Raw genomic sequence first — 19,779 nt, forward strand, 5'->3', positions numbered from 1 at the left:
GGTGGAGAAAGAGAACCTGACGCTGGATGATTTTCTGTCGCGCTTTCAGCTGTTGCGGCCACAGGTCAACCGCGAGGCGCTGAATCAGCGCCAGGCGGCGGTGCTGATCCCGGTGGTGCGTCGGGAACAGCCGGGCCTGCTGCTTACGCAGCGCTCGCCGCATATGCGCAAACACGCCGGTCAGGTGGCCTTCCCGGGAGGCGCGGTGGACAGCACCGATGCGTCGCTGATTGCCGCCGCGCTGCGGGAAGCGCAGGAAGAGGTGGCTATTCCTCCTGAAAAGGTCGAGGTCATCGGCGTGCTGCCGCCGGTCGACAGCGTCACCGGCTTTCAGGTCACACCCGTGGTCGGCATTATCCCGCCTGGCCTGCAGTATCACGCCAGCGTCGACGAAGTCTCTGCAGTGTTTGAAATGCCGCTTGAAGAGGCGCTCCGGCTAAGTCGCTATCATCCGCTGGATATCCATCGCCGGGGGCATGACCATCGGGTCTGGTTGTCCTGGTATCAGCATTATTTTGTCTGGGGCATGACGGCGGGCATTATTCGTGAACTGGCGCTGCAAATCGGCCTGAAGCCTTGACTATACTTTACATTCCATCCTTTTTTGCAGGTTTGCGATCCGCGTCGCGCTATTAGCAAAACCCATCGTCAACCATTAGTTTAATTCATGTGAATAGTTAAGCCGAGGTCGGTGTTCCCTCTTACACTATGCGCAGTTATAACATCGTTACTGGAACCCCGGTAACCCTGTCAGGAGTGTGAAAGTGATTAGTATATTCGACATGTTCAAAGTGGGGATTGGTCCTTCTTCTTCCCACACTGTAGGGCCGATGAAGGCCGGTAAACAGTTCGTCGATGATCTGGTCGAAAAAGGATTACTGGAAAGCGTTACCCGTGTCGCCGTAGACGTTTACGGTTCACTGTCATTAACGGGTAAAGGCCACCACACCGATATCGCCATTATTATGGGTCTGGCGGGCAATATGCCGGACACTGTTGATATTGATGCCATCCCGGCATTCATCCGCGACGTGGAAGCGCGCGGCCGCCTGCTGCTGGCTAACGGTCAGCACGAAGTGGATTTCCCGCAGGATGACGGCATGCGTTTTCGCAGCGACAACCTGCCGCTGCATGAAAACGGCATGACTATCCACGCCTGGAGCGCCGAAAAAGAGATCTACAGCAAAACCTACTACTCCATCGGCGGTGGCTTCATCGTTGACGAAGAGCATTTTGGTAAAGAGAGCGCGGGCGACGTGAATGTGCCCTATCCGTTCAAATCGGCCACCGAAATGCTGGGCTACTGTAAAGAAACCGGTCTGTCGCTGTCCGGCATGGTGATGCAGAACGAACTGGCGCTGCACAGCAAAAAAGAGATCGAGGACTATTTTGCCAACGTGTGGCAAACCATGCGCGCCTGTATTGACCGCGGGATGAACACCGAAGGCGTCCTGCCTGGGCCACTGCGCGTGCCGCGTCGTGCCTCTGCCCTGCGCCGTATGCTGGTGACCACCGACAAGTTCTCTAACGACCCGATGAACGTGGTCGACTGGGTTAACATGTTTGCCCTCGCGGTAAACGAAGAGAACGCTGCGGGTGGTCGCGTCGTGACTGCGCCAACCAACGGTGCGTGCGGGATCGTCCCGGCTGTGCTGGCCTACTACGATCACTTTATTGAGCCCGTGACGCCGGATATCTATATCCGTTATTTCCTCGCGGCAGGCGCTATTGGCGCGCTGTACAAGATGAATGCGTCCATTTCAGGCGCTGAAGTGGGCTGTCAGGGTGAAGTGGGCGTAGCCTGCTCCATGGCGGCGGCCGGTCTGGCCGAGCTGCTGGGTGCAAGCCCTGAACAGGTTTGCGTGGCGGCGGAAATTGGCATGGAGCATAACCTCGGTCTGACCTGTGACCCGGTCGCTGGCCAGGTGCAGGTGCCGTGCATTGAGCGTAACGCGATTGCTTCCGTCAAAGCGATTAACGCCTCGCGCATGGCGATGCGCCGTACCAGCGAACCACGCGTGTCGCTGGATAAGGTAATCGAAACCATGTACGAAACCGGCAAAGACATGAACGCGAAGTACCGTGAGACGTCGCGCGGCGGTCTGGCCATTAAGGTGCAGTGCGACTAATCCTCTCTTTCGCCCATCCGCAACGGATGGGCGAATTTCTCCCTTCATTCTCGTCTCTTTCTTCTTTCCCCACTACACTTTTACGGTTGCGGCTGCTCGCGCACTGCCTGATATCAGGCAGCGGCTAAGTATTGGACTCGTTGCGAAAGGGGTTGAGAGAAGCGGACGCGGTATTAACGCCACAATGGCTGGCGGGAAATTCGTCCCCGCCAGCACATCATAACGGGCACATCGTACCCGTTAAGCAGACTTATTCATCTTCGTCGTGTGCAGACTGTTCTTTAACAATGCGGACCAGATCGACGCGGTAGTCGTTGGCTTCAACGATAGTGATGTGCAACGGAGGAAGCTCGATTACATCTCCGACGCGCGGGATCTGACCGTTTACGGCGATAACCAGACCCGCCACGGTTGCGATGTCTTCTTCGTCGTTAACCACGTTCTCCAGCCCCAGCGTGTGCGAGAGCGCGTGCAGGTCGGTCGCACCTTTGACCAGCCAGCCTTCGCCGTCGGCCACAATCTCAGGCGTTTCGTCTTCATCCGGGAATTCACCGGCAATCGCTTCGAGAACGTCCAGCGGCGTCACCAGCCCCTGTACCACACCAAACTCGTTGGTGACGATAACAAAGCTACCGCGCGCGCGACGCAATACGCCCAGCAGGTTGATCGGATCCAGCGTTTCCGGCACGACAATCGCCGGCGACGAAGCTGCAATCGCCTCTACGTTGACGCCCTCTTCCAGCGCCACCAGCATCTCTTTTGCCCGCACGACGCCGATGATCTCATCCAGCTCACCGCGGCATACCGGGAACAGGCTGTGCGGTGAAGAGAGCAATTGCTGACGAATTTCATCTACGCTCAGGTTCGCATCCACCCAGCTGATTTCCCCGCGCGGCGTCATGATGCCGCGCAGCGAGCGGGAGGCAAGGGAGAGCACGCCGTTAATCATGTAGCGCTCCTCTTCCACAAACGCCCCTTCCGGGACCGGCACCGGGTTACGGTTTTCGGAATCAGACTGGACGTTCACCTGGCGACGCCCTCCCATCAGGCGCAGAATGGCGTCCGCCGTACGGGCGCGCAGCGGCTGATTTGACTGCTGCTTAATAAAGTTACGGCGCGCAATCTGGTTGAACAGTTCGATCAGAATCGAGAAGCCAATCGCGGCGTACAGGTAGCCTTTCGGAATATGGAAGCCAAAACCTTCCGCCACCAGGCTCAGACCAATCATCAGCAGGAAGCTCAGACAGAGCACGACCACCGTCGGATGCTGGTTGACGAAGCGCGTCAACGGTTTCGAGGCCAGCAGCATTACCGCCATAGCAATGACCACAGCCGCCATCATCACCGGCAGATGGTTCACCATACCGACTGCAGTAATAACCGCATCCAGCGAGAAGACCGCATCCAGCACCACAATTTGCAGTACCACGACCCAGAAGCTGGCATAGCCTTTACCGTGCCCATCATCGTGCTGACGGTTTTCCAGCCGTTCATGTAGCTCCGTCGTCGCTTTGAAAAGAAGGAATATCCCCCCGATCAGCATGATCAAATCACGCCCGGAGAAGGTGTAATCCATGACGGAGAACAGCGGTTTAGTCAGCGTGACCATCCAGGAGATGACGGAGAGCAGCCCCAGTCGCATGACCAGCGCCAGCGACAGACCAATCAGACGCGCTTTATCACGCTGTTTTGGCGGCAGTTTGTCCGCAAGGATGGCGATAAACACCAGGTTATCAATACCGAGAACGATCTCCAGTACGACCAGCGTGAGCAGTCCCACCCAGATTGACGGGTCCATTAAGAATTCCATGACAAGCTCCTGCTAAAGGAATGACAAAACGGTGCCCCACTCAACGTGGGCAAATATAAGGCAGACAGAGTCGATACGTGGCGTGGTTCGCCGGTGAAAAAGGCGCGGAATGGCCTGGTAGATGACTGACGTCGGTGACGGTCCATATAGTGGGCTGTAGCCCTATACTCCTGAACAATTAAACGGAGGCTAAACATATCAGACACAATGCATTTTTAGCAAAGATTTACGTTCCTTTGCAAAGATCTGTAACACAGTGGCTGTACCCTTAAGATAAATCTGTCGCGTGTGGCTAAATTACGGATCTTCATCACATAAATTATTTTTTCACTATCTAAAATAATTCGCGGAAGTCTTAGTTTTTGAACTCTAACCCTTATCTGAATCGATTCGGTTCGCCAATACGATTCTCAGTACGTCTGCCCGGCAGGCGTATTAATGATAATAAAAGGAGGTAGCAAGTGACCATTGCTATTGTCATAGGCACACATGGTTGGGCTGCTGAGCAGCTACTCAAAACGGCAGAGATGCTGTTGGGCGAGCAGGAAAACGTCGGCTGGATCGATTTCGTTCCCGGTGAAAATGCCGAGACGCTGATTGAGAAGTACAACGCTCAACTCGCGAAGCTGGATACCAGCAAAGGCGTGCTGTTTCTCGTCGATACATGGGGCGGCAGTCCGTTTAACGCTGCCAGCCGCATTGTCGTCGATAAAGAGCATTATGAAGTCGTCGCCGGGGTTAACATTCCCATGCTGGTGGAAACCTTTATGGCGCGCGACGACAACCCGAGCTTCGATGAGCTGGTCGCGCTGGCCGTTGAAACCGGTCGTGAAGGCGTGAAAGCCCTGAAGGCTCAGCCGGTTGAAAAACCTGCCCCTGCCCCGGCTGCGGCGGCACCGAAAGCGGCGGCACCGGCAAAACCGATGGGACCGAACGATTACATGGTTATCGGCCTTGCGCGTATTGATGACCGCTTAATCCACGGGCAGGTGGCGACACGCTGGACCAAAGAGACCAACGTTCGCCGCATCATCGTCGTCAGCGACGAAGTGGCCGCTGATACCGTCCGTAAAACCCTTCTGACTCAGGTTGCACCACCGGGCGTTACCGCGCACGTGGTGGATGTCGCCAAGATGATCCGCGTTTACAACAACCCGAAATATGCGGGCGAGCGCGTGATGCTCCTGTTTACTAACCCGACAGACGTCGAGCGCATTGTTGAAGGCGGCGTGAAAATTACCTCCGTGAACATCGGCGGTATGGCTTTCCGTCAGGGCAAAACGCAGGTCAACAACGCGATTTCAGTCGATGCGAAAGATATCGAGGCGTTCAACAAGCTGAATGCCCGCGGTATTGAGCTGGAAGCCCGTAAAGTTTCCACTGACCCGAAACTGAAAATGATGGATTTGATCGGTAAAGTTGGGAAATAAGCCCGCGCCGGTTTTTCACATAAAGCTTATGTCATAGGAGAAGTACAATGGAGATTACCACTCTTCAGATTGTGCTGGTGTTCATCGTCGCGTGTATTGCGGGTATGGAATCCGTACTTGATGAATTTCAGTTCCACCGCCCTCTGGTGGCCTGTACGTTGATTGGTGCCGTTTTGGGTGATATGAAAACCGGTATCATCATCGGCGGTACGCTGGAAATGATCGCCCTCGGCTGGATGAACATCGGTGCTGCCGTTGCGCCCGATGCCGCGCTGGCCTCTATCATCTCAACCGTTCTGGTTATTGCCGGTCATCAGAGTATCGGTGCAGGTATCGCCCTGGCCATTCCTCTGGCCGCAGCGGGCCAGGTGCTGACTATTATCGTGCGTACCATCACCGTTGCGTTCCAGCATGCGGCGGATAAGGCGGCCGAAAATGGCAACCTCACGGCACTCTCCTGGATCCACGTTTCGTCCCTGTTCCTGCAGGCGATGCGTATCGCGATCCCGGCGGTTATCGTTGCGATTTCTGTCGGCACAAGCGAAGTTCAGGGCATGCTGAATGCGATCCCTGAAGTGGTCACCAGCGGTCTGAACATCGCGGGTGGTATGATCGTCGTGGTGGGTTACGCAATGGTCATCAACATGATGCGCGCAGGCTACCTGATGCCGTTCTTCTACCTCGGCTTCGTCACCGCCGCCTTCACCAACTTCAACCTGGTTGCACTGGGTGTGATTGGTGCCGTGATGGCGATTCTCTACATCCAGCTCAGCCCGAAATATAACCGCGTTGCGGGTGCCCCAGCGCAGGCTGCTGGTAACAACGATCTCGATAACGAACTGGACTAACAGGTGAGCGAAATGGTTGATATGACAAAAACTACCACCGAGAAAAAACTCACTCCGGGTGATATTCGTGGCGTGTTCATCCGTTCTAACCTGTTTCAGGGTTCATGGAACTTCGAACGTATGCAGGCGCTGGGCTTCTGCTTCTCCATGGTACCGGCGATCAAACGCCTGTATCCGGAAAACAACGAAGCGCGTCGTCAGGCGATTAAGCGTCACCTGGAATTCTTCAATACCCATCCTTACGTCGCGGCTCCTGTTCTGGGCGTGACGCTGGCGATGGAAGAGCAGCGTGCGAACGGCGCGGAGATTGACGATGGTGCCATCAACGGTATCAAAGTCGGTCTGATGGGTCCGCTGGCCGGCGTGGGCGACCCTATCTTCTGGGGTACCGTTCGCCCGGTATTCGCGGCGCTGGGTGCCGGGATCGCGATGAGCGGCAGCCTGCTCGGTCCTCTGCTGTTCTTCATCCTGTTCAACGCGGTGCGTCTGCTGACCCGTTACTACGGCGTGGCGTACGGCTACCGTAAGGGCGTGGACATCGTTAAGGATATGGGCGGCGGCTTCCTGCAGAAACTGACCGAGGGGGCGTCAATTCTCGGCCTGTTTGTGATGGGGGCGCTGGTTAACAAGTGGACGCACGTGAACATCCCGCTGGTGGTTTCGACCATCACCGGTCAGGATGGTCAGACCCGCGTCACCACCGTGCAGACGATTCTGGACCAGCTGATGCCTGGCCTGGTGCCGCTGCTGTTGACCTTCGCCTGTATGTGGCTGCTGCGTAAGAAAGTGAACCCGCTGTGGATCATCGTTGGCTTCTTCGTCATCGGTATCGCGGGCTACGCTGTCGGCCTGCTGGGCCTGTAAGACACTGCGTTATCGACCGGGGGCTTGCCCCCGGTCTTTTTATCCGGAGGATGAATGACTGTTACGGACATCGTACTGGTTTTATTTATTGTTGCCCTTCTGGCTTACGCGATCTATGACGAGTTCATAATGCCTCGCCGCCACGGCGAGACGCTGCTGTCCCTTCCCCTCTTGCGCCGAGGACGCATTGATGCGTTTATCTTCGCGGGCTTGGTGGTCATTCTGATATACAATAACGTGACCAGCCACGGTGCAATATTAACCACATGGTTATTATGTGCGCTGGCATTAATGGCGATTTACCTTTTCTGGATCCGCTCGCCAAAACTCATTTTTAAAAAACACGGATTCTTCTTCGCCAACATATGGATAGAATATAACCGTATTAAAGAGATGAATTTATCCGAAGACGGCGTGTTAGTGATGCAATTAGAACAACGCCGCCTGCTCATCCGGGTCAAAAATATTGATGACCTTGAAAAAATCTACAACTTACTCGTTAAAACTCAATGAGTTATTATTATAACCTCGGCTATATATTGTGATATTCTTTCGCAAAGAATATAGCCGTTGCTATATCTTCCCTCCTCATTGACTTATATTTATTAACGATATTTTCACGCATAAATCTAAATGAAAATCGTTATCAAAAAGGCGAATAAATTAAGCCTTTATCATTGTTGTTTTATATTCTCAAAATATGTTAAGGTTGCGCCCGTCGTTGGGGAGTAGCCGATTTCCTGCACGCAGGAAATGTACGTGTCAACATACTCGTTGAAAAACGTGGCGCGTACGGATCGCTTTCAGCACACTTACCGTGCAAAAGGGATCAGGCGAGACCATAGATACATCAACTGCTGTTTACTGGGGGCAGTGATGTGTCATATGGATATCCCCGGTCTGGACGCTCTTATGAACATCTCCGCTACGATCCTTCTCGCTTTTGGCATGTCCATGGACGCATTTGCGGCTTCCATCGGCAAAGGCGCCACGCTTCACAAACCTAAATTCTCAGAAGCTCTGCGCACCGGTCTGATCTTTGGTGCCATCGAAACGCTGACGCCGCTCATTGGCTGGGGTTTGGGCATGCTCGCCAGCCAGTTCGTGCTGGAGTGGAACCACTGGATTGCGTTCGTCCTGCTGGTATTTCTCGGTGGCCGAATGGTGATTGAAGGTTTTCGCGGGAATGATGATGAAGATGAAGCACCGCTGCACCGCCACGGTTTCTGGCTGCTGGTCACTACGGCAATTGCCACCAGCCTGGACGCCATGGCCGTCGGGGTGGGTCTGGCGTTCCTGCAGGTCAATATTATCGCCACCGCGCTGGCCATCGGCTGTGCAACGTTGATTATGTCCACGCTGGGCATGATGGTTGGACGGTTTATCGGCCCGCTGCTGGGTAAACGCGCCGAGATCTTAGGCGGTATTGTGCTGATCGGCATTGGTGCCCAGATCCTCTGGGCACACTTCGCGCCTTAAGCGTCGCGCTGCCAGACGTGGATACTGAAATCCGTCTGGCAGCCAAACGTCGTTCGAGCCGCTAACGCATCCCATACTTCCGGTTTTGCCCGCCACGCGAACGGCGTCATTTGCAGCAGGGCTACCGCCTCTTCACCGTTTAAATTCATTTCATACGCCACTGACTGCTCCTGCTTCAGCGTAAAGCCTGTCAGCTGTTCAGAGTGCGGGGCATGCAGACGCACCTCGTCGTAAATGAGCCCTTTCAGCTCCATCAGGTGACGCGGGCCCGGCGTGACGGTTATCACCCAGCCTCCGGGCTTCACCACGCGCGCCAGCTCTTCTGCTTTACACGGCGCGTAAATGCGGATAACGGCGTCCATACTGACATCCTCAAACGGCAGCCGGTGGCTGGATGCCACACAGAACGTCACGCCAGCGTAACGTTTAGCCGCCGCGCGGATCGCCACTTTCGACACGTCGAGACCGAATGTCACGGCCCCCTTTTCACGCACCACATCCGCAAACCGTGCGGTGTAGTACCCTTCCCCGCAGCCGATATCAAGCATGGCGGACGCCGAATCAGGCAACATGTCATTCAGCATCTGCGCTACCGTTTCCCGCAGCGGCAGATAGTGTCCGGCATCGAGAAACGCCCTGCGAGCCTGCATCATCTCTGCGCTATCGCCCGGATCGCGGGAGCGCTTGTGCTGCACCGGAAGAAGATTCACATACCCTTCTTTCGCCATATCAAACTGGTGTCCCTGCGGACAGGCATAACTTTTATCTGAGCGCGTCAGGGACGCGTGGCAAAGGGGACAGCTGAAGGACATGACAACTCCGGGAGATAAACCAAAGGGCGAAGTGTACCGCTATTCGCCCCGCTATAAAACGGCTGGATTACCGCATCACGATAAGGTGGTCAGAACCGGCAGGCAGCCCGTCAGGCTTCACGTTCTCCAGGCGCAGAACGTTGCCCATAATTTCGCTGAAGACCGGTGCGGAAACTGCCCCGCCATAGTAGGCCCCGTTTTGAGGATCGTTAATCACCACCACCAGGGCAAAACGCGGGTCGCTGGCAGGCGCAACCCCCGCGGTATAGGCGACGTATTTATCGACATATTTGCCGCTATCATCAATTTTCTTCGCCGTCCCGGTCTTCACCGCCACGCGATAGTCGCGAACGGCGGCCTTAACGCCCCCGCCGCCGGGCAGCGCAACGCTCTCCATCATGTGCTCCACCTCGTGCGCGATCTCTTCCGGCATGACGCGGTGTCCGATAACGGGGGGATCGATGCGGGTGATGGAAAGTGGACGCTCAAGCCCGAAGCCGCCAATCGTCGCGTAGACGTGGGCCAGCTGAAGCGGCGTGACCATAAGGCCGTAGCCAAAGGCAAAGGTCGCGCGGTCGAGCTGGCTCCAGTATTTACGCTGTGGCAGCAGCCCCGCGCTCTCACCCGTTAGGCCAAGCCCCGTGTTGGTACCAAAACCAAAGTTTCGATAGGTATCAATCAGATGCTGAACAGGCATCGCCAGCGAGAGCCGGGATACGCCGGTGTCGCTCGATTTTTGCAGGATCCCGGTCATGGTCAGCTCAGGATAATAACCCACGTCGCGGATACGATGCCCGTCAAGGGTATACGGGTGGGTATCAATAACGCTGTCCGGCTGGACCAGCCCCTGCTGCAGGGCCGTCATCAGCACCAGCGGCTTGACGGTCGAACCAGGCTCGAACGTATCGCTGATCGCGCGGTTGCGAAAATCGTTTATCGTCGCGCCTTCCCGGTTATTGGGGTTGAAATCAGGATAGCTCGCCATGGCGAGTATTTCCCCGGTGGGGATATTGATTAACACGGAGGCCCCTGACTCGGCCTTATTCCAGGCGACGGCATTATCCAGCGCGTCTTCGGTAATGGTTTGCAGCCGCTCGTCAATGCTCAACTGGATGTTATGCGCCGGCGTGGGCGCCACTTCCGTCAGGTTTTCAACCACGCGCCCGTAGCGATCCTCCCTTACCTGTCGGATACCCGCTTTTCCCGTTAGCTGCGCATTGAAGCTTTTTTCCACCCCTTCAATGCCCTGTCCGTCAATATTGGTGAAGCCAATCAGATTTGCCGCCACGTGGCCTGCCGGGTAAAAACGGCGGGATTCATCGCGTAAATTAATGCCGGGCAAATTGAGTTTATCAATCCACTTTGCCTGTGCTGGATCGACCTGACGCGCCAGGTAGATGAAGCGGCCCTGGGGATTAGCTTTAATTCGCGAAGCAAGCGTGTTCAGTGAGAGATGCAGCGCATTTGCCAGCGCCTGCCAGCGTTCATCAAAACCGACGCCCCCTTTCGCCCGCACGGTTTTAGGATCGGCCCAAACGGCCCGGACAGGCACGCTGACCGCCAGGGGTCGCCCTTCGCGATCCATAATCATCCCACGCGGTGCATCAATCGCCAGCTGACGGAGGGATCGCATATCTTCCTGCTTCACCAGATTGTCGGGTTTAATGATTTGTAGCCAGGCAACGCGGCCAAGTAAGAAGGCCAGACTGCAGAAAATAGCGAAACAGAGCAGCGCAAAACGCGCCGGCGTGAAATTGCCAGCGGTTATTATCAATTTCTTCTTCACCTGAACCCCAGGACTGTTAAACAACGCCCTGATTTAACGAGAAAAGATGCGCTTTGGGAGGCGAAACTGTGCTACTAACCTCGCAGCTTTGCAACAAGTTGCTAACAAGGCCGGAGATTGCAATATTTTGAAAGAAAGGGAATAAAAAAGCCCCGCATGATGCGAGGCTTTATGTCTGAGATTGAAGCGCTATGCGCCCCAGTCAGCAGCGGTTCGATCAGATAGCAGTTACGTTAACTGCAGCTGGGCCTTTCTGGCCGTCCTGAATTTCGAACTCAACGTTCTGGCCTTCAGCCAGAGTTTTGAAGCCGTTACCCTGGATTGCAGAGAAGTGTACGAACACGTCTTTGCTGCCGTCAGCAGGAGTAATGAAACCAAAACCTTTAGACTCGTTGAACCACTTAACTTGACCTTTAATCTTTGCCATTTTGCAAAATTCCTTAGAGTGTTTTCTTAGCCCGCAGGCATTAACTGAGATAAAACTGAGACATTACTGCATGAGGCACTAATATAAGGTTCGGCAGAGAAGCGGTATTCAACGACAACGTGTTTACTCAGGACTTCTTTACTGAAAATGCCACACATAAACAGAACTGTACCTCGTTTGACCCAAAACGTGTTATCACACACTATGTTTAATATGGCAAGCCATTTTTAAACATGTCTCGATCCGCCGCACAAATTCGAACACTGTCTGTAAGGATTTGCACAATTATGCGCTTCACAAACAGACGGCTTTACTCCCTTACACAGACTCAACGCTGCTTGCGCAACCGCTGTAATCTAAGACTTTTTTAACATAGCTCAATCATTACAATGCGTCCAGCAGACGGGAAAAGAAATCTTCGGCGTTGATTGAGTTAGAACAAATTGTGAAAACTTATGCTTAAATCATTGTAACGTGACCGTATTGTTTCAGGCAAAAACGATGTTAATAAACCACGACCCGCTGTATTAAAATGCACCAGATAATAAACAGGATTATGCACCAAAATAATGAAATTTTTATGACTCTGCATCAAAACAAGGCAAGCAAAACGTTTCGATAAAAATAAAACATTCCTGACAACGAATACATACACAATATATGCAACAATGCATCGCTTCGTTTATAAGGGTAAATATTCGCCAATTTTCAGTATCCTGAAAGGATTATTAACTGACGCTACATTATCCAGCACGTCAGTTAATTCTTTTATCGGGTCATCCAGCGCTTCATCTGCCAGTTCAAACACGCCCCAGTGAACAGGGAACGCCAGAGGGCAACCTAGCTGCTGCCACAGCGCAACGGCAGACTGGGGATCCATATGGTGTACCGCCATAAACCATCGCGGGGCATAGGCACCAACGGGCAATGCTGCCACATCAATCTGCCCCAGACGTTCCGGTATCAACAGCAGCTCAGGCGAATAGCCGGTATCGCCGCTAAACCAGAACCGGTGATGTCGCCCTTCAAAGACCCAGCCGCACCATAATGAGCGATTGCGGTTCCAGAGCGTGCGCATACTCCAGTGCTGCGCCGGTACGGCTGACAATGTCATCCCCTGCCAGGTAAAACTCTGCCACCAGTCGAGCTCAACCACCTGTTTTGCACCCCGGCGACGAAACCAGCCGCCCAGACCTAAAGGAACAAATATACTGACGTCGGGAAAGCGTTTGAGAATGTGGCGAATTGTGAGTTCATCAAGATGATCGTAATGATTATGCGAGATGACGACTGCGTCAAGTTGGTGCAGTTGATCGACAGACAGTGCCGGAGGCGTTTTACGCTGCGGCCCTAAGAAAGGGAGCGGAGAAGCGCGCCGTGAAAAAACGGGATCGGTAAGAAGGATATTGCCGTCCAGCTGCAGCAGTATGCTCGCATGTCCGAGCCACCACGCCCCATCCCCTTGTGGTTGCTGAAGATTGGCCGGTTGCCACCACTGCCGGATAAAGTCATCGTAACCGAGGGCGGGCGGCTTCGGCAGGCCGGCTTCTTTACGTTCTTTGCGCCAGCGGTCAAGGTCGCCGGGCTGGTGTCCTGCAGAAGTCGTATTACGAAAACCGTTTGGGGTGTGATGTTTTAGGGAGGGGTCATACCAGGGATTTTTCCAGACCACAGCCACCTCCCGGAATGATACGATTAGCGCTCAGCAACCAGGCGGATAAAATCGTCTTGGTCGTTGTTCTCTTCAGCGACCGCCTCTTTTGGCACGTATTTCTCTTCCGGCTCGTTAGCCTCGCACAGACGACGCAACAGCGCATTCTGTCGCTTTTGCTGCTCAAGCAGCGCTTCCAGCAGTTCGATCTGCTCATTAGTACGTGAACTGGCACGGTTTACGAAAAACCAAATGACCAGCCCCACCAGCAGAACAACCAAAGAGATCGTCAGGGATGCCATATTTAGCAGCCCTGAATTCAGTAACTCACCCATTTCACCACCTCAATAAAAGCGTCTATTTTACCACTGGCGCGAAGGAAGGAAATCACCTGAAGAAAAAATGCGTGCTACCACGGAATAAACTTATTGATTGCGCAAACGCCGCTAAAAAACTGTACATCCTGATCGCACATCACGTTGATAGTCTGCGTCCATAACACCACGCACGCTATCAGCACGATAATCAGAATCACCCAGCGTATTTTTTTCACTCCACACTCCGTTTAAAGACCTGATGCAACCAGGTTATCACGGTTATCTTAAACAAGGACTAACTGTAGCGCCATCAGGCTCTTTTCAGAATCCTGCACTTGTTTCATTACGTAAACCGTTTAGTCTGGCATTATGATAACAATGAAAAAGAGGTAATAATGCGCTTAATTATTCGAACAATTGTTGCACTGGCGATACTCTGGATAGGCCTTCTGTTAACGGGTTATGGCGTGCTGGTGGGAAGCACCGAAAACGCAGCAGGGCTGGGCATACAATGTAAATATTTAACAGCACAGGGAATCAGCACCGCGCAGTATCTCCATTCGGACAGCGGGATCGTTGGTTTAACCAACTGCCCGGTACTGCGTAAGACCTCCGTCGTGATTGATAATGGCTGATCCACAGCGTGAATGCCGAATAAAAAAACGCCGCAAAGATGCGGCGTTTTTTATGCTAACCAGGCTTAAAACGGATAGTCGTGGTAACCCATCTGTTCTGAAATCTTGCGCGCGGCGGTATGCAGAATAGCCACATACTCGTGCAGGCGCTCTTCCGAGAAGCGCAGCGTTGGGAAAGAGATGCTCAACCCCGCAATCACGACGCCAAAGCGGTCAAACACCGGAACGCCAATACAGCGCAGCCCTTCTTCCTGCTCTTCGTTATCCTCGCCATACCCTTGTTCACGCACCTTGTCGAGCACCGTTAATAACTCTTCGGTGCTGGTTATGGTGCGTTCAGTGCTGCGTTTGTACTCCACGCCATCGAGGATCTGTTTTACCTCTTCACGATCGCGCCACGCCAGCAGAACCTTACCAATTGCTGTGCTGTAAAGCGGGTTGCGACGACCAATGCGCGAATACATACGCAGGTTATACATGGAGTCGATTTTATGGATGTAAACAATACTGTCTTCATCCAGCGCACCCAGGTGGATAGTCTCTTTGGTCAGGCGGGAAATCTCACGCATCTGAATATCCGCGCTACGGATTAGATCCACGTTTTGTAATGCCCTGGCACCCAGTTCAAACAGTTTCAGCGTCAGAGAGTATTTTTCAGACTCCCCTTCCTGTGCAACGTAACCCAGTGATTTCATGGTTTGCAAAAAGCGATAAACGGTGCTTTTCGACATCATCACGCGCTGTGACAACTCTGTGATACCAATTTCACGCTCTTCCCCGAGCGCCTGTAAGATGCCAAACACCTTCAGCACGGAAGAAACAGAATCTGGCTGTTTATCCAAATCCGCAATTGCCATTTACCACCTCATAGAGAGTGTTTTATAAAAATCAGAACCGGTTTTTATTATAAATTCCCGTCATGTTACCTGCAATCAATCCGCGTTTACTTCGTTACAAATCTGCGACATAAAACGGTGTTGACGATGCTAAAATAGTTACCCTGAGAATAATTTCACTCTGAGCTATTTATCCCCGATGGAAAAGAACCTTTCCGATGGCCTGCCTTTGCCCCAGCGGTATGGCGCTATCGCTACGATAATTATTGGTATCTCAATGGCCGTCCTTGACGGCGCGATTGCGAACGTTGCCCTTCCCACCATTGCCACCGATCTGCATGCTTCCCCGGCCAGTTCGATATGGATTGTTAACGCCTATCAGATTGCGATTGTGGTTTCCCTGCTCTCCTTCTCTTTTCTGGGCGATATGTTCGGCTACCGTCGGGTATATCAGTGCGGGCTGGTGGTGTTTACTTTCACATCACTGCTGTGCGCCCTTTCGGACTCTCTGCATACGCTGACGCTGGCGCGCATCGCGCAAGGGTTTGGCGGCGCGGCGCTGATGAGCGTCAATACGGCGCTAATCCGCCTAATCTATCCGCAGCGTCATCTGGGGCGCGGCATGGGGATAAACTCGTTTATTGTCGCGATCTCATCTGCCGCCGGGCCAACCATTGCGGCCGCTATACTTTCTGTCGCCTCCTGGCAATGGCTGTTCGCCATAAACGTGCCGCTGGGTATCGTGGCCATCTTCTTTGCCCTGCGTTATCTCCCCGCTAACGGCCCGAAAAGCACCATGCCGCGCTTTGACGTGGCAAGTGCAGTGATGAATGCGCTCACCTTTGGTCTGCTGATTACCGCCCTGAGCGGCTTTGCGCAGGGTCAATCTCTGCTGCTTACCGCCGCGGAGCTTGTTGCCCTGCTGGTGACGGGCTTCTTCTTTGTTCGCCGCCAGCTTGCCCTGCCGGTACCTTTACTGCCGGTCGATCTGCTGCGTATCCCACTCTTTTCGCTCTCCATCTGCACCTCCGTCTGCTCCTTCTGCGCCCAGATGCTGGCTATGGTTTCTCTGCCCTTCTTCCTGCAAAGCGTGATAGGACGTTCCGAAGTGGAGACCGGGCTGCTGTTAACCCCCTGGCCGCTGGCAACGATGGTGATGGCACCGCTTGCCGGTTATTTAATAGAACGTGTACATGCCGGTTTGTTGGGTGCGGTGGGGCTGGCAGTAATGGCCACCGGTCTTTTTGCGCTGGCGCTGCTTCCGTCATCGCCAGGTGATCTGGACATTATCTGGCGCATGGTTCTGTGCGGTGCCGGGTTTGGCCTGTTCCAGTCCCCCAACAACCACACCATTATTACCGCGGCGCCGCGCCATCGCAGCGGAGGTGCCAGCGGCATGCTGGGGACCGCGCGTCTGCTGGGACAAAGCACCGGTGCGGCACTGGTTGCCCTGATGTTTAACCTTGCCGGGCAAAACGGTAATCACGTTGCGCTTCTCACCGCAGGCGCCCTTGCCACCCTGGCAGCCATCGTCAGCGGTCTGCGCGTGACCCAACCCGGCATTCAGGCATAAAAAAAGCCGGGCGGAGTCTTCTCCTGCCCGGCTTATTTACGCTCTTAGCGTTACTTCAGGTATTCCCCACTGCGCAGCGCTTCAATACGTTTATCCAGCGGCGGGTGAGACATAAACAGCTCGCTCAGCGACTTTGATTTGCCATTGATGCAGAAGGCCATCATGCTGTTCGCTTCCTGCGGCTCGTAGCTGGTTTTCAGACGCTGCAGGGCTGCAATCATCTTCTCACGCCCCACCAGCTTCGCAGAGCCAGCATCCGCATGGAACTCACGGTGACGAGAGAACCACATGGTGATAATGCTCGCCAGGATACCGAACACCAGTTCCAGCACCATGGATACGGCGAAGTAGATCAGCGGGTTACCGTTGCTCTCCTCACCTTCATCGCGGTTGCCGCCCATGAAGCCAGCCGCAATCTGCGCCAGGATACGGGAGATAAAGATAACGAAGGTGTTCACCACGCCCTGAATCAGCGTCATGGTTACCATGTCACCGTTGGCAATATGGCTGATTTCATGCGCGATAACCGCTTCGGCTTCGTCACGGCTCATGTTCTGCAACAATCCGGTGCTCACGGCAACCAGTGACGCATCACGACGGGCACCCGTGGCAAACGCGTTAATATCCGGGGCATGGTAAATAGCAACCTGCGGCATCGCAATGCCTGCCTGCTTAGACTGCTGTGCCACCGTATTCATCAGCCACTGTTCCATATCGTTACGCGGCTGTTCAATCACCTCACCGCCTACGGATTTCAGCGCCATCCATTTTGACATCAGCAGGGAAATGAAAGAGCCACCAAAACCAAACAGCAGCGCCATAATCAACAGACCCTGAACGCTGCTCGACTGAATTCCTGTCAGGCTTAGCACGAGCCCGAAAACCACCATCACCGCCAGGTTGGTGAGCAGGAAGAGCGCGATTCGCATCATAATTTTCTTTTAACCTCAGTTTAACAAAACGCACTATGCGATTACCCACATCGTATGGGTATTACGGCTATTTTCAAGCATCCGGTAGGCGTAAGTCACCAGAAAGACACAACTTTACACAATTGGAAATCAGCCTGACGGAAGGATGCAGAACAAAAAGAAACAGGCACAATTTCTTGTGCCTGTTGGGAGATTATTTTGCCGGAGCGGGCTGTACGGCAGGCTTCTCTTTTTCCAGATTCGCCAGGTCGAGCGCGATATGCACCGTCTCGTCCAGGTACGGATCCGGCTCCTGGTAATCTTTTGGCAGATCGTCCAGTTTCTTGAGCAGAGGTTTACCTTCTCGCTTGAAGCGATCGTTGATACGCGCCAGACGCGTTGCATCGTCCTCGTTGTTCTCTTTTTCACGCTGAGCGTAGTTCAGAGAAACAATATTCCGCTTATCTTTCAGGGCATTGAAACGCGCAATGTCCTTCATGATGTACTGGAATTCCGGATCTTTCGCGATGCGGTCATTATGCGCTTTCAGCAGCTCAGGACCAAACTGCGTCATATCACCGGCTTTAACGAAGGTCGCAGCGTTGATGCTGTCCCACGGCAACGCGTTATCTTCAAACTTCTCGCCGGTTTCGGTCTCTTCCGTGCCGGTCGGCATCATGATATCCGGCGTTACCCCTTTACGCTGCGTACTGCCGCCGTTAACGCGGTAGAACTTCTGAATGGTGTACTGAACGGAGCCCAGCGCAGGCCATTCCGGACGCAGCATCTGATCGTAAATACGGTTCAGCGAGCGATACTGCTGAACGGTACCTTTACCGAAGGTGGGTTCACCCACGATCAGCGCGCGGCCATAGTCCTGCATTGCAGCGGCAAAGATTTCAGATGCGGACGCGCTGAAGCGGTCAACCAGGACCACCAGCGGGCCTTTGTAATAGACCACACCGTCGTTATCGGCATCTTCACGAACTTTACCGTTGTTATCACGCACCTGTACCACCGGGCCAGACGGGATAAACAGGCCTGAGAGCGACACCGCTTCAGTCAGCGCACCGCCACCGTTCGTACGCAGGTCGATGATAACGCTGCTCACGTTCTGCTTCTCAAGTTTCTGCAGCTGAACTTTTACATCGTCGGTCAGCCCCACGTAGAAGCCAGGAATATCCAGGACCCCCACCTTCTCTTTACCCACGGTTTTCACCGACATTTTCACCGCGCGGTCTTCCAGACGGATCCGCTCACGGGTCAGGGTCACGATACGGGTTTTGGTGCCTTTACCGGCCGGCAGAATTTCGAGGCGAACTTTGCTGCCTTTCGGACCTTTGATCAGCGCAACCACATCGTCCAGACGCCAGCCGATGACATCAACCATGCTCTGACCGGTTTGTCCTACACCCACAATGCGATCGCCTACGCTAATCGCTTTGCTTTTGGATGCCGGGCCGCCTGCAACCATGGAGTTGATCACCGTGTAGTCATCGTCCATCTGCAGCACCGCGCCAATACCTTCCAGAGACAGGCTCATCTCGGTATTGAACTGTTCGGTGTTGCGTGGAGAAAGATAGTTGGTGTGCGGATCGATTTCGTGCGCAAAGGCGGTCATCGCCAGTGAGAAAACATCCTCACTGTTAGTCTGCGCCAGACGACGAATAGCAAATTTGTAACGACGCGTCAGCGTGTCGCGGATCTCTTTCTCATCTTTACCGGTCAGCTTGAGGCTCAGTTCGTCGTATTTGACCTTGCCATCCCACAGCGCGTTCAGCTCGGCTTCGTCTTTCGGCCAGGGCGCTTTGCTGCGATCGAGATTAAAGGTGTCGTTGCCGGTGAAGTCCATCGGACGTTCGAGCACTTTCAGCGCGTACTGATAGCGCTCAAAGCGGCGCTTTTGCGACAGGTTGTAGAGATCGTAGAACAGATCCAGCTTGCCTGACCGCAGCTCATCACCCACCTCGGATTTGCGCTTAGCGAACTGCTCGACATCGCTGGCGAGCAAAACGTTATGGCTGTAATCCAGCAAGTTCAGATAGCGGTCAAAGATTTTGGCCGAAAAGGCCTGATCGAGATCGAACTGACGATAGTGCGAGCGGGTAAAGCGAGAGGTTACACGCTCGCTTACCGTCGCGTGCTGCGTCTCTTCCTTGAGTACCGGAATTTGATCAACACGCGTGATATCGTCCACTGCGAAAGCATGACCTGTTATGGCAAACAGGCCCGCCAGCGCGGTGAGCTTAAAAAAAGTGTTCATGCCAGGCT

At 53.9% G+C, this 19,779-nt stretch carries 19 protein-coding genes and 1 pseudogene; 9 read left to right on the plus strand and 11 right to left on the minus strand.

What is annotated here, in order from left to right:
• The first annotated feature begins 1 nt into the window (after nucleotide 1).
• Both HBM95_13475 and sdaA read left to right on the plus strand, forming a co-directional pair.
• A complete protein-coding gene (locus tag HBM95_13475) occupies nucleotides 2–580 on the plus strand; it encodes a CoA pyrophosphatase (protein NIH43939.1) in 579 nt (192 codons plus the stop codon).
• Between the two features lie 184 nt (nucleotides 581–764).
• Complete coding sequence (gene sdaA / locus HBM95_13480; GenBank protein ID NIH43940.1) at nucleotides 765–2,129, plus strand: L-serine ammonia-lyase; 1,365 nt, start codon at nucleotides 765–767, stop codon at nucleotides 2,127–2,129.
• Nucleotides 2,130–2,379: 250 nt separating this feature from the next.
• Here the strand turns inward: sdaA and yoaE are convergent, their stop codons facing one another.
• Nucleotides 2,380–3,939, minus strand: coding sequence for a CNNM family cation transport protein YoaE (yoaE, locus tag HBM95_13485; GenBank protein NIH43941.1), 1,560 nt, complete (start codon nucleotides 3,937–3,939; stop codon nucleotides 2,380–2,382).
• Between the two features lie 461 nt (nucleotides 3,940–4,400).
• Here yoaE and manX point away from each other — a divergent pair, with 461 nt between their 5' ends.
• The 5 genes from manX to mntP all read left to right on the plus strand — a co-directional run bounded on the left by manX (nucleotide 4,401) and on the right by mntP (nucleotide 8,560).
• The gene (manX, locus tag HBM95_13490) at nucleotides 4,401–5,369 is read left to right on the plus strand and encodes a PTS mannose transporter subunit IIAB (GenBank protein NIH43942.1); all 969 of its coding nucleotides are present in this window, start codon (nucleotides 4,401–4,403) and stop codon (nucleotides 5,367–5,369) included.
• Between the two features lie 47 nt (nucleotides 5,370–5,416).
• Nucleotides 5,417–6,217 carry a PTS mannose transporter subunit IIC gene (gene manY / locus HBM95_13495; protein ID NIH43943.1) on the plus strand — a complete coding sequence of 267 codons (801 nt, stop codon included), beginning with the start codon at nucleotides 5,417–5,419 and terminating at the stop codon, nucleotides 6,215–6,217.
• A gap of 12 nt (nucleotides 6,218–6,229) precedes the next feature.
• Nucleotides 6,230–7,081 (plus strand): PTS mannose transporter subunit IID, encoded by an 852-nt coding sequence (locus HBM95_13500; protein ID NIH43944.1) that lies wholly within the window; start codon nucleotides 6,230–6,232, stop codon nucleotides 7,079–7,081.
• 54 nt (nucleotides 7,082–7,135) lie between these two features.
• A complete protein-coding gene (locus HBM95_13505; protein ID NIH43945.1) occupies nucleotides 7,136–7,594 on the plus strand; it encodes a DUF986 domain-containing protein in 459 nt (152 codons plus the stop codon).
• A gap of 399 nt (nucleotides 7,595–7,993) precedes the next feature.
• Nucleotides 7,994–8,560, plus strand: a complete 567-nt coding sequence (gene mntP / locus HBM95_13510) for a manganese efflux pump MntP (protein NIH43946.1) — start codon at nucleotides 7,994–7,996, stop codon at nucleotides 8,558–8,560.
• Here the strand turns inward: mntP and rlmA are convergent.
• From rlmA to mgrB, 7 genes and pseudogenes are all read right to left on the minus strand, one after another.
• On the minus strand, nucleotides 8,557–9,372 hold the full coding sequence (gene rlmA / locus HBM95_13515; GenBank protein ID NIH43947.1) for a 23S rRNA (guanine(745)-N(1))-methyltransferase: 816 nt from the start codon (nucleotides 9,370–9,372) through the stop codon (nucleotides 8,557–8,559). The genes mntP and rlmA overlap by 4 nt on opposite strands.
• A gap of 67 nt (nucleotides 9,373–9,439) precedes the next feature.
• Complete coding sequence (gene ftsI / locus HBM95_13520; protein NIH43948.1) at nucleotides 9,440–11,158, minus strand: peptidoglycan glycosyltransferase FtsI; 1,719 nt, start codon at nucleotides 11,156–11,158, stop codon at nucleotides 9,440–9,442.
• Between the two features lie 217 nt (nucleotides 11,159–11,375).
• On the minus strand, nucleotides 11,376–11,585 hold the full coding sequence (gene cspE, locus HBM95_13525; protein NIH43949.1) for a transcription antiterminator/RNA stability regulator CspE: 210 nt from the start codon (nucleotides 11,583–11,585) through the stop codon (nucleotides 11,376–11,378).
• 13 nt (nucleotides 11,586–11,598) lie between these two features.
• Nucleotides 11,599–11,743, minus strand: a pseudogene (locus HBM95_13530) (DUF2627 domain-containing protein).
• A 524-nt stretch (nucleotides 11,744–12,267) separates the two neighbouring features.
• Nucleotides 12,268–13,257, minus strand: coding sequence for an MBL fold metallo-hydrolase (locus HBM95_13535; GenBank protein NIH43950.1), 990 nt, complete (start codon nucleotides 13,255–13,257; stop codon nucleotides 12,268–12,270).
• A 23-nt stretch (nucleotides 13,258–13,280) separates the two neighbouring features.
• Nucleotides 13,281–13,571, minus strand: coding sequence for a hypothetical protein (locus HBM95_13540; protein ID NIH43951.1), 291 nt, complete (start codon nucleotides 13,569–13,571; stop codon nucleotides 13,281–13,283).
• 74 nt (nucleotides 13,572–13,645) lie between these two features.
• Nucleotides 13,646–13,789, minus strand: coding sequence for a PhoP/PhoQ regulator MgrB (mgrB, locus tag HBM95_13545; protein ID NIH43952.1), 144 nt, complete (start codon nucleotides 13,787–13,789; stop codon nucleotides 13,646–13,648).
• Between the two features lie 159 nt (nucleotides 13,790–13,948).
• On the opposite strand from mgrB, the gene HBM95_13550 reads away from it, so the two are divergent.
• On the plus strand, nucleotides 13,949–14,188 hold the full coding sequence (locus HBM95_13550; protein ID NIH43953.1) for a hypothetical protein: 240 nt from the start codon (nucleotides 13,949–13,951) through the stop codon (nucleotides 14,186–14,188).
• Between the two features lie 65 nt (nucleotides 14,189–14,253).
• Here HBM95_13550 and kdgR read toward each other — a convergent pair whose 3' ends face one another.
• The gene (gene kdgR / locus HBM95_13555) at nucleotides 14,254–15,045 is read right to left on the minus strand and encodes a DNA-binding transcriptional regulator KdgR (protein ID NIH43954.1); all 792 of its coding nucleotides are present in this window, start codon (nucleotides 15,043–15,045) and stop codon (nucleotides 14,254–14,256) included.
• Nucleotides 15,046–15,223: 178 nt separating this feature from the next.
• Here kdgR and HBM95_13560 point away from each other — a divergent pair, with 178 nt between their 5' ends.
• Nucleotides 15,224–16,597, plus strand: coding sequence for an MFS transporter (locus HBM95_13560; protein NIH43955.1), 1,374 nt, complete (start codon nucleotides 15,224–15,226; stop codon nucleotides 16,595–16,597).
• Between the two features lie 50 nt (nucleotides 16,598–16,647).
• Here HBM95_13560 and htpX read toward each other — a convergent pair whose 3' ends face one another.
• Both htpX and prc read right to left on the minus strand, forming a co-directional pair.
• Nucleotides 16,648–17,529: a protease HtpX gene (gene htpX / locus HBM95_13565; protein NIH43956.1), complete on the minus strand. Its 882-nt coding sequence runs from the start codon at nucleotides 17,527–17,529 to the stop codon at nucleotides 16,648–16,650.
• A 193-nt stretch (nucleotides 17,530–17,722) separates the two neighbouring features.
• Nucleotides 17,723–19,771 carry a carboxy terminal-processing peptidase gene (gene prc, locus HBM95_13570; GenBank protein ID NIH43957.1) on the minus strand — a complete coding sequence of 683 codons (2,049 nt, stop codon included), beginning with the start codon at nucleotides 19,769–19,771 and terminating at the stop codon, nucleotides 17,723–17,725.
• Nucleotides 19,772–19,779 lie beyond the last annotated feature (8 nt).

This window comes from Enterobacter asburiae, from assembly GCA_011754535.1.
Taxonomy (GTDB): Bacteria; Pseudomonadota; Gammaproteobacteria; order Enterobacterales; family Enterobacteriaceae; genus Enterobacter; species Enterobacter cloacae_N.

Excerpts from the sequence above, each read along its gene's own strand:
- HBM95_13505 (NIH43945.1), top strand. The coding sequence starts at position 7,136 with ATGACTGTTACGGACATCGTACTGGTTTTATTTATTGTTGCCCTTCTG.
- cspE (NIH43949.1), bottom strand. The coding sequence starts at position 11,585 with ATGGCAAAGATTAAAGGTCAAGTTAAGTGGTTCAACGAGTCTAAAGGT.
- prc (NIH43957.1), bottom strand. The coding sequence starts at position 19,771 with ATGAACACTTTTTTTAAGCTCACCGCGCTGGCGGGCCTGTTTGCCATA.
- manY (NIH43943.1), top strand. The coding sequence starts at position 5,417 with ATGGAGATTACCACTCTTCAGATTGTGCTGGTGTTCATCGTCGCGTGT.
- kdgR (NIH43954.1), bottom strand. The coding sequence starts at position 15,045 with ATGGCAATTGCGGATTTGGATAAACAGCCAGATTCTGTTTCTTCCGTG.
- HBM95_13540 (NIH43951.1), bottom strand. The coding sequence starts at position 13,571 with ATGGGTGAGTTACTGAATTCAGGGCTGCTAAATATGGCATCCCTGACG.
- HBM95_13500 (NIH43944.1), top strand. The coding sequence starts at position 6,230 with ATGGTTGATATGACAAAAACTACCACCGAGAAAAAACTCACTCCGGGT.
- htpX (NIH43956.1), bottom strand. The coding sequence starts at position 17,529 with ATGATGCGAATCGCGCTCTTCCTGCTCACCAACCTGGCGGTGATGGTG.
- rlmA (NIH43947.1), bottom strand. The coding sequence starts at position 9,372 with ATGTCCTTCAGCTGTCCCCTTTGCCACGCGTCCCTGACGCGCTCAGAT.
- mntP (NIH43946.1), top strand. The coding sequence starts at position 7,994 with ATGAACATCTCCGCTACGATCCTTCTCGCTTTTGGCATGTCCATGGAC.
- HBM95_13560 (NIH43955.1), top strand. The coding sequence starts at position 15,224 with ATGGAAAAGAACCTTTCCGATGGCCTGCCTTTGCCCCAGCGGTATGGC.
- yoaE (NIH43941.1), bottom strand. The coding sequence starts at position 3,939 with ATGGAATTCTTAATGGACCCGTCAATCTGGGTGGGACTGCTCACGCTG.
- HBM95_13550 (NIH43953.1), top strand. The coding sequence starts at position 13,949 with ATGCGCTTAATTATTCGAACAATTGTTGCACTGGCGATACTCTGGATA.